This window comes from Microbacterium sp. H6 (assembly GCF_003314775.1).
GTDB classification, from domain to species: domain Bacteria; phylum Actinomycetota; class Actinomycetes; order Actinomycetales; family Microbacteriaceae; genus Microbacterium; species Microbacterium oxydans.
On the sequence record NZ_QOAY01000310.1, the window covers coordinates 1 to 10289 of the forward strand.

9 protein-coding genes and 1 pseudogene are annotated in these 10289 nt (G+C 69.6%); 4 read left to right on the forward strand and 6 right to left on the reverse strand.

Features of this window, described 5'->3' with window-relative positions; translation table 11 throughout:
- The 4 genes and pseudogenes from DSP71_RS21260 to lysA form a co-directional block, all read right to left on the reverse strand.
- A pseudogene (locus tag DSP71_RS21260) lies at nucleotides 1-210 on the reverse strand (transcription termination factor Rho); the annotation flags it as partial.
- Nucleotides 211-390: 180 nt separating this feature from the next.
- Complete coding sequence (gene thrB / locus DSP71_RS21265) at nucleotides 391-1353, reverse strand: homoserine kinase (RefSeq protein WP_046748227.1); 963 nt, start codon at nucleotides 1351-1353, stop codon at nucleotides 391-393.
- A gap of 2 nt (nucleotides 1354-1355) precedes the next feature.
- Entirely contained in the window at nucleotides 1356-2660 is a 1305-nt protein-coding gene (locus DSP71_RS21270; protein WP_046748226.1) for a homoserine dehydrogenase, read from the reverse strand.
- A 21-nt stretch (nucleotides 2661-2681) separates the two neighbouring features.
- Nucleotides 2682-4100 (reverse strand): diaminopimelate decarboxylase, encoded by a 1419-nt coding sequence (gene lysA, locus DSP71_RS21275; protein WP_113681993.1) that lies wholly within the window; start codon nucleotides 4098-4100, stop codon nucleotides 2682-2684.
- Nucleotides 4101-4247: 147 nt separating this feature from the next.
- Between lysA and DSP71_RS21280 the strand changes: the two genes are divergently transcribed.
- The 4 genes from DSP71_RS21280 (at nucleotide 4248) to DSP71_RS21295 (ending at nucleotide 7588) form a co-directional block, all read left to right on the forward strand.
- Nucleotides 4248-5309, forward strand: coding sequence for a YihY/virulence factor BrkB family protein (locus DSP71_RS21280; RefSeq protein WP_113681994.1), 1062 nt, complete (start codon nucleotides 4248-4250; stop codon nucleotides 5307-5309).
- 68 nt (nucleotides 5310-5377) lie between these two features.
- Nucleotides 5378-6280: an alpha/beta fold hydrolase gene (locus DSP71_RS21285; RefSeq protein ID WP_113681995.1), complete on the forward strand. Its 903-nt coding sequence runs from the start codon at nucleotides 5378-5380 to the stop codon at nucleotides 6278-6280.
- A complete protein-coding gene (locus DSP71_RS21290; RefSeq protein ID WP_113681996.1) occupies nucleotides 6258-6839 on the forward strand; it encodes a TetR/AcrR family transcriptional regulator in 582 nt (193 codons plus the stop codon). The genes DSP71_RS21285 and DSP71_RS21290 overlap by 23 nt, the downstream gene beginning before the upstream one ends.
- A 2-nt stretch (nucleotides 6840-6841) precedes the next feature.
- On the forward strand, nucleotides 6842-7588 hold the full coding sequence (locus tag DSP71_RS21295) for an alpha/beta fold hydrolase (RefSeq protein WP_113681997.1): 747 nt from the start codon (nucleotides 6842-6844) through the stop codon (nucleotides 7586-7588).
- Nucleotides 7589-7604: 16 nt separating this feature from the next.
- On the opposite strand, the gene DSP71_RS21300 is transcribed toward DSP71_RS21295, so the two are convergent.
- Both DSP71_RS21300 and argS read right to left on the reverse strand, forming a co-directional pair.
- On the reverse strand, nucleotides 7605-8453 hold the full coding sequence (locus tag DSP71_RS21300) for a DUF2993 domain-containing protein (protein ID WP_113681998.1): 849 nt from the start codon (nucleotides 8451-8453) through the stop codon (nucleotides 7605-7607).
- Nucleotides 8454-8493: 40 nt separating this feature from the next.
- Nucleotides 8494-10158, reverse strand: a complete 1665-nt coding sequence (gene argS, locus DSP71_RS21305; RefSeq protein ID WP_113681999.1) for an arginine--tRNA ligase — start codon at nucleotides 10156-10158, stop codon at nucleotides 8494-8496.
- Nucleotides 10159-10289: the final 131 nt, after the last annotated feature.

The window sequence follows — 10289 nt, forward strand, 5'->3', positions numbered from 1 at the left end:
CGGAGCGGCGTCCGACTTCGCGGCCTTCTCCGCCTTCGCGGCATCGGCCTTCTCCGCCTTCTCGGCCTTCGCAGCCGCGGTCGCGGTGCTGGCACGGCGAGGCGCACGCTTGCGCGCCGGTGCTGCTTCGCCCGTCGGCTCCGCGGATGTCGCCGGTGCTTCCGAAGCGGGCGCAGACTGTTCGTTCTGGGTCTCGGAGAGGTTCTCCACGAGTACTCCCTTATATGTCATGGGGAATGAGCGTTGAACGCGCACAACGGGTGCTGCGCGCGATCGCACGGGCTGACGCTCGGCGCCAGCCAGCCTCGGCAGGCGGCTCAGGAATGAACTCTGCCACAGGGGTTTGCGTGCGGGTCTTGCAAGAGTTGCAATGGGGCCAGATTCACGCAGTTACGTGGAGCCCTCCGCTCGAGACCCCACTGTACCACCACGCACGTCGACTGCGAGCAGGAGAGCCTCCCACGGGGTGTCGGTGACGCGTTCGGCGAGCTCGACCGCGTCCTGACGACTTCCGGGGCCGTCCGCGAGGACCAGCACACTGGGGCCTGCGCCGGAGACCACCGCGGCGAAACCGGCAGCGCGCAGCGCCTGCACCAGACGCTGCGTCTCCGGCATCGCTCCGGCACGGTAGTCCTGGTGGAGGCGGTCGGCAGTCGCATCCAGGAGCAGCTCCGGGCTCTGCATCAACGCGGCGATCAGCAGCGCGGAGCGGGAGACGTTGAACACGGCGTCGGCAGTGGAGACCTGCGGCGGCTGGAGCGACCGCGCCTGCGAGGTCGACATCGTGTACGTGGGGACCAGCACCAGAGGCGAAACTCCCCTGTGCACGAGGAGCTTCTTGTGCTGCGGTCCCCGCTCCGACATCCATGCGATCGTCAGGCCACCGAAGAGCGCCGGCGCCACGTTGTCCGGGTGGCCTTCGAGCTCGGTCGCCAGCCGGAGGAGATCCGTGTCATCGATCTCCACATCACCCTCGAGCAATCCCTTCGCGGCGAGCACGCCCGCAGCCACGGCGGCACCGGATGAGCCGAGGCCCCTGCCGTGCGGCACGGCGTTCTCCGCGATGATCCGCAGACCGGGAACAGGGCGTCCCGCGTCGGCGAACACATAGGCGATGGTGCGGACGATCAGGTTCGACTCATCACGAGGGATCTCGGCCGCTCCGGAACCGGAGACCTCGATCTCGAGCTCGCCGGCCGGCAGCGCCGTGACCAGAAGCGTGTCGTAGATGCTGAGCGCGAGGCCCAGTGTGTCGAAGCCGGGGCCGAGGTTCGCGCTCGTCGCCGGGACCCGCACCTCGACGGTGCGTCCTTCGACGGCTCCGCCCTCCGCGGGGACGACGGGCGCTGTCATCGTCACTCGCCTTCCACCCGGAGCACCGAGACCACGCGTGCGACGACCTCGCTGTCCGCGAGAGCGTCGACGGTGGCGCTCAGGGCCTGCTCCGTCGCGCGGTGCGTTCCGATGATCAGACGGGCAGTGGGCTCGTCCTCGCCTTCCACGGTCTGCACGACGGTGGCGACCGAGACATCGCCGTCGCTGAGGATGCTCGCGACCGTCGCGAGCACACCTGGCGCGTCCGCGACCTCGAGCGTGATCTGGTACCGGGTGGTGACGTGACCGATCGGCACGACGGGCAGGTTGGCGCGAGTGGACTCTCCCACCCCGACGCCGCCTGCGATGTGACGACGGGCCGCGGAGACCACGTCGCCGAGCACGGCCGACGCGGTCTGCACGCCACCGGCACCGGCACCGTAGAACATCAGGGAGCCCGCAGCCTCCGCCTCGACGAAGACCGCGTTGTTCGCACCGTGCACGGAGGCGAGGGGGTGCGATGCCGGGACGAGGGCCGGGTACACGCGCACCGAGATCGACTCGGCACCGTTGGCCTCGATCCGCTCGCACACGGCCAGCAGTTTGATCACGAAGCCTGCAGCTCTGGCCTCTTCGATCATCGATGCCGTGATCGAGGTGATGCCCTCGCGGTAGACGGCTTCGAGCGGCACGGCCGTGTGGAAAGCCAGGCTCGCGAGGATCGCCGCCTTCTGCGCCGCATCGTAACCCTCGACGTCCGCCGTCGGGTCGGCCTCGGCATAGCCCAGCCGCTGCGCATCGGCGAGCACGTCGGCGAAGTCGGCGCCCTCGGTCTCCATCCGGTCGAGGATGTAGTTCGTCGTGCCGTTCACGATGCCCATGATGCGCACCACGCGGTCGCCGGCGAGCGAATCGCGCAGGGGACGGATGATCGGGATCGCCCCCGCCGCGGCGGCCTCGTAGTACACGGAGGCGCCCACCCGGTCAGCGGCCTCGAAGAGCTCGGGCCCATGAGTGGCCAGGAGAGCCTTGTTCGCGGTGACCACGTCGGCCCCGGAGCCGATGGCCTGCAGGATGTTCGTGCGGGCCGGCTCGATGCCGCCGATGAGCTCGATCACGATGTCGGCGCCCAGGATGAGCGACTCGGCGTCGGTCGTGAAGAGCTCCTTGGGCAGGTCGACGTCGCGTGGCGCGTCGAGGTTGCGCACCGCGATCCCGGCGAGTTCCAGTTCGGCGCCCGCGCGGTCGGCGAGTTCGTCGCCGTGGCGCAGCAGGAGGGCCGCGACCTGAGAGCCGACCGCTCCGGCACCCAGCAGCGCCACACGAAGTCGTCGGTATTCAGTCATGGTTGCTCCTTCGGAGGTGGGTCATTGGTCTCCCTCGGGGGCGTGCGCCCCGTCGATGCCCGCGTCGCGGGCCAGCACGTCGTCGATGGTCTCGCCGCGGACGATGACCGCGGAACGTCCATCGCGTACGGCGACGACCGGCGGACGCGGGACGTGGTTGTAGTTGCTGGCGAGCGAGACGCAGTAGGCGCCGGTCGCCGGCACGGCGAGCAGGTCCCCGGGCACGAGGTCGTCGGGAAGGTACTCGTGATCGACGACGATGTCGCCCGACTCGCAGTGCTTGCCGACCACGCGGCTGAGGCGCGGCTCGCCCGCTCCGACGCGTGAGGCGATCCGCGCCGAGTACTGGGCGCCGTACAGCGCCGGACGTGCGTTGTCGCTCATCCCGCCGTCGACGCTGATGTAGCGGCGGACGGCTCCGGTGTCGATCGTCACGTCCTTGGTGGTGCCGACCTCGTAGATCGTGACACCGGCCGTGCCGACGATGGCGCGGCCGGGTTCGAAGGACAGGGCGGGAATGGGGATGCCCCGGGCGGCGCAGTCGTCGGCGACCGCGGTGATGATGGCACCGGCAAGGTCTTCGATGGGTGTCGGGTCGTCCACACGCGTGTACGCGATGCCGAAGCCGCCGCCGAGGTTGAGCTGGGGCACGGGGCCGTCCTCGAGCAGGGCTGCATGCAGGTCGAGCACGCGCGACGCGGATTCGCGGAAGCCGGCGACGCCGAAGATCTGCGAGCCGATGTGGCAGTGCAGTCCGGCGAACACCAGGCCGGGGATCTCCCGGATCCGGGCCACGGCCCGCTCCGCGTCCGGCAGGGGGAACCCGAACTTCTGGTCCTCGTGGGCGGTGGCGAGGAAGTCGTGGGTCTCGGCGTGGACGCCGCTGATCACACGCACGAGCACGCGCTGCGTCACGCCGGTACGCGCCGTGATCGCTGCGAGGCGTTCGATCTCGATGGCACTGTCCACGATGATCGTGCCGACCCCGACCTCGACCGCGCGTTCCAGCTCGGCGACCGACTTGTTGTTGCCGTGGAAGCCGATGGAAGCGGGAGCGACCCCAGCGGCGAGGGCCACGGCCAGCTCTCCCCCGGTGCACACGTCGACGCGCAGTCCCTCGTCGACGACCCAGCGCGCCACGGTCGTGCACAAGAACGCCTTGCCCGCGTAGTACACCTGCGCCGTGGTGCCGTTCTCGGCCGCTGCCCTGTCGAACGCCAGGCGGAATCTGCGCGCACGCCCGCGAACCTCGTCTTCATCGAGCACGAGGAGCGGAGTGCCGTAGGTGCGGGCCAGGTCCGTGGCGCTGACGCCGGCGATGTCGAGCACGCCGTCGTCGTCTCGTACTGCTGAGGCCGGCCAGACGCCGTCGGCGAGATCGTTCGCGTCCTCGGGGACGGCGAGCCATTCCGGGGCGAGCGAATCGGCAGGGAGAAGCACTGATCACCAATCGTGGGAAGGATCTCGGGCAGGGCACGCACATCGAGGTTGACCCGATTCTAGGGCACCCACCCCGTCGCCTTGATCACGGTGACTCGCCGCGTCAAGCCCCTGCAGCACTCCGCAGGTGCCTCCTAAGGTGGGGGCGTGACGAACAGCGAGACAGCACACCACGACACGGAGTCCTCCGCGAAGCCGAAACCCGGACTTATCGCGCGCATCACGACGCCGGCCATCGCGTGGGCACTCTCCCGGCGACCGGTCAGGGCCGCACTGCTCTACTCCGAGCGACGGGGTCCGATGCTGGCCGACAGCGTCACGTACCGCGCTTTGTTCAGTGTGTTCGCGGGCGTGCTGCTGGGCTTCTCGATCGCCGCGCTCTGGCTCGCCGGCAACCCCGACGCGTGGCGCGCCATCATCCAGGCAGTGCAGTCCGCCGTCCCCGGCCTGATCGGGAAAGACGGCGCGATCAATCCCGAGGATCTGAAGGCCCCCGCATCGCTCTCCGTCGCGGGCATCATCTCGCTCGTCGCCCTCGTCGGAGCCGCTCTGGGAGCGATCGGCTCTCTCCGCACCGCCGTGCGGGTGATCGCCGGGACCGTCCAGGACGACATCCTCTGGGTGTGGGTGATCCTGCGCAACCTCGCCCTGGCGCTCGGGATCGGACTCGCCTTCGTCGCCTCCGCCGCGCTCACCTTCGTCGGTCAGCTCGGAGTCGAGTGGATCGCCGACCTCCTCGGCCTGCCCGCCGACTCCGCCGCGGTCGCCTGGACCGTTCGGCTGCTCTCGCTGCTCGTGGTGTTCGCTCTCGACGCCGTGCTCATCATCGGTGTGTTCCGCGTGCTCTCGGGCGTGCGTCCCGCCGCCGGTTCCCTGTGGCCCGGCGCCCTGATCGGCGCCCTCGGTCTGCTGGTACTCCAGGAGCTGTCCGGTCTGTTCGTGGGCGGCGCGACCAGCAACCCGCTGCTCGCCTCGTTCGCGTCCCTCCTGGCGCTGCTGATCTGGCTGAACTTCTCGACCCAGGTGATGCTGTTCGCCTGCGCCTACATCGTGACCACCGAGGAGGAGAGGTCCGATCGCGTTCATGCGAGGTTCGCCGCGACCACGTTCCCCCAGCGGCGGCTCCAGCGAGCCGAGGCCGAAGTGCAGATCGCGACGGCCGAGCTGCGGGCGGCACAGAAGGCTGCGGCCTCCGACGCGGGGTCCTGATCGGCGTCGGTTGACCCCACCCTCGTTGTGACCCGATCGGGTAACCTGGTCACAACGAAAGGGGCTTCATGGAGCCACGTCGCACGAGCATCACCCTCCCCGGCACCACGGTCTCGGTCCTGGAATGGCGCCCCTCATCCGAAGCCGGCCTTCCCGTCCTGCTTCTGCATGGCGGTGGCGCCGACAACGCGCAGCTCTCGTGGGGAGAGGTCGGCCCTGCGCTCGCCAGCGCCGGACATCGCGTGATCGCCCCCGACCATCCCGGTTTCGGCCGCAGTCCCCGTCCCGGCTGGCCCCTCACCCAGGAACACCTCGTGCGATACGTGGGCGACCTCGTCGACGAACTCGGCCTCGTCGACTACGCCATCGCCGGCCTGTCGCTCGGCGGTGGCATGACGCTCGGCCACCTCCTCGATCGGCCGAGCCAGGCGAAGTCCGCCATCCTGCTGGGGTGCTACGGATTGATGCCGCGCCTGGCCGACGGACTCTCCGGGCGGATGACGCACTTCGGCACGTTCCTGCTGCTGCGCACAGGACTGCTGGCGGCCGCCACCCGGTCCTACGCGCGCAACGCGCCCGCGATGGAACGAGGCCTGGCCACGCTCGTGCGGAATCCTCAGGCGCGCACTCCCGATCTCGTGAAGGCGGTGCTCGACGAAGCGTCCACCGGCACGGGCCTGACGAGCTTCGCGGAGTGGCAGCGCGATCAGGTGCTCTGGAATCGACTGCGCACCGTGTACACGCCTCGACTCCCGTCCATCACGACCCCCACGCTTCTCGTGCACGGCGATCGCGACACCGGGGTGCCGCTCCCCCATGCCGAAGCCGCCGCGGAAGTGTTGCCCGTCGGATCCCTGACGGTCGCCGCCGGAGCAGGGCACTGGGTGCAACGCGACCGCCCCGACCTCGTCGTCCCGGCGATGCTCGACCATCTGGAGGGACACCGCGATGCCCAGGCCCCGCGTCCCTGATCGCCGCGAGCGGATCCTCGATGCTGCCGAGGAGCTCGTGCTCGCCAACGGTTTCGACGCCATGAGCGTCGCCTCGATCGCCGAACGCGCCGGCATCGGCAAGGGCGCGGTCTACCTGGAGTTCGCCGGCAAGAAGGAGATCCTCGATGCGCTGCTGCAGCGCGGCACGACCCGGATGAACGACCGCGTGCGTCGTGAGCTGGGCGACCGGCCGCGCCTCAGCTCCGCGTACCGCGCGTCCGCGCGCGCTCTGAGCGAGGACGCGCTGATGACGGCGGCCTTCCTCGACGACCGGGGCATCCTCGGTGCGCACGTGGCGGATATCACAGACGGCCGATACCGTGACCGGCAGAGGCGCGTCAACGAATGGCTGCGGGGGCTGCAGAGCCGAGGCGAGATCGTGGACGACGTGGATGTCGAGGCCCTCGCCCTCGCACTCTCCAGTGCATCGATCGGACTGCTCTCCGCATCCCGGTTGCTCGGCCCGTTCGAACCGACATTGCTCGAACGCGCCATCGACACGATCGGCCGCATGGCCGAGTCCTTCGAGAGGAACTGATCATGCATGTCGCGACCTTCGGCGATCCGGCCGGCCGGCCGCTGCTCCTCCTGCACGGCGGCGGAGTGGCCGGGTGGATGTGGGAGCCCGTCCGCACCCACATCGACAGCGGCGTGCGGGCGATCGTCCCCGACCTCCCCGGCCACGGACGCAGCACGGATGCGACCTACGACTCCCACGCGGTCACGGTCGCCGCGCTCGCCGGCGTGCTGCAGAAGGTCGGCCGACCGGCGACCGTCGTCGGATTCTCCCTCGGCGCACAGCTCACCGTGCAGCTCGCCGCAGACTTTCCCGAACTGGTGCGGAACGTCGTCGTCATCAGCGCCCAGGCCATGCCGATGCGGATGACCCGCCCCACTCTCGCGCTTCTCGGAGCGACCGCCGGTCTCGCGTCGAAGGAGTGGTTCGCCCGGCTGCAGGCACGGCAGCTGTTCATCCCTGACAAGCTCCTGGCCGACTATGTGCGCACATCCGCCGCGATCTCGCGCGAGACGCTCCTGCGCTCCGTCGAGGAGAATCTCCGCTTCACGCCTCCTGCCAGCTGGCGGACCTACACCGGAGCCGCGTCGATCCTGGTCGGCGCCGGGGAGACGTCGCTCATGAAGCGCTCGGCAGCGCTCCTGCACGATTCACTGCCGCACAGCACCCTCGAGGCCGTCGATGGCTGCGGGCACGGCATTCCGCTGCAACGACCCGCCTGGCTCGCCCGCCGCATCGAAGCGATGCTCAGCGCCAGCGACTCCCCGTGAACCGAGACCGCTGCCGTCAGCTCGGGCAGCTGCCCTTGCTCTGAAGAGCCTTGTCGGTGACGATCGCGCCGTTCACGTCGACGTCGATAACGGCCGCGTCGTCGACGATCTCGATCCCTGTGAGCGTGAGTCCTGAGGGCAGCTGATCGGCGATGCACACCCGTTGGGGCTGCGTGAGTCCCTCCCCGAGGGCGCCGAGGGTGGAACCGACCCGGTCGAGGTCGACGTCGAGTCCGCCGATGCTGACGCCGACCGGCGTGAGCTCGAGGTCACCGTCGATGGTGCCGGGTGTGAGGGTGAGGGAGAGCGGCACCGCGGCTCCGAGCACGCTGATCGAACCGCTCACCGTGGCATTCGGCGCCGTGAACTCCACCGAGTCGACCGGCAGATCGGTGCCGGCCAGGAGCGTCGTGAACTGCTCCTGGTCCACGCGGACCGTGCCGGAAGCGCCGCCGAGGTCGCCCCCGCGCAGCGGAACACCGGTCGCCGTGACATCCGCGGCGCCCGTGATCCCGTCCAGCGTCACGGAATCGGTCGAGAGATGCAGGGTGTCGAGGGTGCCACCGATCAGCTGGGGCAGCAGGAGTCCCTGCGTCTCGACGTCGAGCTGCTGGTCGGCAGGGAGGTCGAGCTTCTCGACGACGATCGACCGTACGACGCCAGGCAGCACGGCGCGTGCGATGAGCTCCGCCGCGACGGCCAGGAGCGCGAGCACGACGACCGCGACGAGAAGCACCCACGGCCACCGCCGCCGCTTCTGCTGCGGAGAGTCTGCACCCTCGTCGGATGCCGAACCCGGGATCACGAGGGTCGGGTGCTCCGTCGCCGCGTCCGGGTAGGGCCGGGTGTGGTTGTCGTCGCTCATGCCTGCCATCCTGCCCCACGGCGACGCACGCCTGCCTGCACTACATGCGCTCCGGCGCCGAGACCCCGAGCAGGTCGAGTCCGTTGCGCAGAACCTGACCTGTGGCGTCGTTGAGCCACAGACGGGTGCGATGCACGCTCTCGATGGGGTCGTCGCTCAGCGGGATGACGCGGCAGTTGTCGTACCAGCGGTGGTACAGACCGGCGAGTTCCTCGAGGTAGCGGGCGACCCGATGCGGCTCGCGCACCTCGGCGGCGAATGCCACGATCCGCGGGAACTCCTGCAGCGCTCCGAGCAGCGCGCTCTCGGTCTCGTGGGTGAGAGTCTCGGGCGCGAACTCGGAGCGGTCGACGCCGGACGCGACCGCGTTGCGTGCCACGTTATGCGTGCGGGCATGCGCGTACTGCACGTAGAACACGGGGTTGTCGTTCGTGCGCTTCTGGAGAAGCTCGGGATCGAGGGCGAGCGGCGAGTCCGCAGGAGAGCGCTCCAGCGAGTAGCGCAGCGCGTCGGTGCCGAGCCACTCGCGCAGATCGTCCATCTCGATGATGTTGCCCGCGCGCTTGCTGAGACGGGCACCGCCGATCGAGACGAGCTGCCCGATGAGCACCTCGACGTTCTTCTCGGGGTCCTCCCCCGCCGCGCCGGCGATCGCCTTGAGGCGGTGCACGTAGCCGTGGTGGTCGGCGCCGAGCAGGTAGATCTTGTCCTGGAAGCCGCGGTCGCCCTTGTTCAGGTAGTAGGCCGCATCGGCGGCGAAGTACGTGTACTCGCCGTTCGAGCGACGGATCACGCGGTCCTTGTCGTCACCGAAGTCGGTGGTGCGCACCCAGACGGCGCCCTCCTGGTCGAAGACATGCCCCTGCTCGCGCAGGCGATCGACGGCCTGGTCGACCAGACTCACACCCTGATCGTTCTTGGCGTGCAGGGTGCGCTCGGAGAACCAGACGTCGAAGTCGACGTTGAACTTCGACAGCGACTGCTTCTGCTCTTCGAGCTGGTACGCGTAGGCGAGCTCGCGGGCGACGTCGACCTGTTCGTCGGCCGGCAGTTCGAGCAGGTCGGGACGCGCAGCGAGCACGCGCGCCGCGAGGTCGCCGATGTAGCTTCCCGCGTAGCCGCCCTCCGGGGTCGGCTCTCCCTTCGCCGCGGCGAGGACGGAACTCGCGAAGCGGTCCATCTGCGCACCCGCGTCGTTGATGTAGTACTCCCTGGCGACGGTGGCACCCGACGCGGCGAGCACCCGGGCGATCGCATCGCCGAGAGCGGCCCAGCGCGTGTGTCCGATGTGGAGGGGTCCGGTCGGGTTCGCGCTCACGAACTCGATGTTGATGCTCTGGCCCACCTGCGAGTCGTTCGACCCGTACGCGTCCCCTGCGTCGACGATGACCTTCGCCAGCGCACCGGCGGCTGCAGCGTCGAGGCGGATGTTGATGAATCCGGGGCCCGCGACCTCGGCGCTCGCGATGCCGTCGACGCCGGCGAGACCGTCGGCGATCTGCTGAGCCAGCTCACGCGGGTTCGTGCCGAGCGGCTTGGCCAGGCGCATGGCGATGTTCGACGACCAGTCGCCGTGGTCGCGGTTGCGGGGGCGCTCGAGCACGATGTCTGATGCGGAGAGCTTCAGGGGCTCGCCGGGGCGTCGTTCCTCCGCGATGGGTGCGAGGACGGCGAGGAGGGCTGCGGCGAGGGTTTCGGGGTTCATAGCCCCCTCAGTTTACGGGGCAGGACGACGCCGGCCGACGGCACGGACCGGGAGGAATTCGCGTTCGCTCTCCCGTGATCTACTCTCATCACATGAAGCCAGCCGCCGCCCGCCGCCGCCGGGGTGTCGCC

Bases quoted from the DNA above. Each gene is read 5' to 3' on its own strand.
- argS (WP_113681999.1), bottom strand. From the start codon at position 10,158: ATGAACCCCGAAACCCTCGCCGCAGCCCTCCTCGCCGTCCTCGCACCC.
- DSP71_RS21290 (WP_113681996.1), top strand. From the start codon at position 6,258: ATGCCCAGGCCCCGCGTCCCTGATCGCCGCGAGCGGATCCTCGATGCT.
- DSP71_RS21285 (WP_113681995.1), top strand. From the start codon at position 5,378: ATGGAGCCACGTCGCACGAGCATCACCCTCCCCGGCACCACGGTCTCG.
- DSP71_RS21295 (WP_113681997.1), top strand. From the start codon at position 6,842: ATGCATGTCGCGACCTTCGGCGATCCGGCCGGCCGGCCGCTGCTCCTC.
- DSP71_RS21270 (WP_046748226.1), bottom strand. From the start codon at position 2,660: ATGACTGAATACCGACGACTTCGTGTGGCGCTGCTGGGTGCCGGAGCG.
- thrB (WP_046748227.1), bottom strand. From the start codon at position 1,353: ATGACAGCGCCCGTCGTCCCCGCGGAGGGCGGAGCCGTCGAAGGACGC.
- DSP71_RS21300 (WP_113681998.1), bottom strand. From the start codon at position 8,453: ATGAGCGACGACAACCACACCCGGCCCTACCCGGACGCGGCGACGGAG.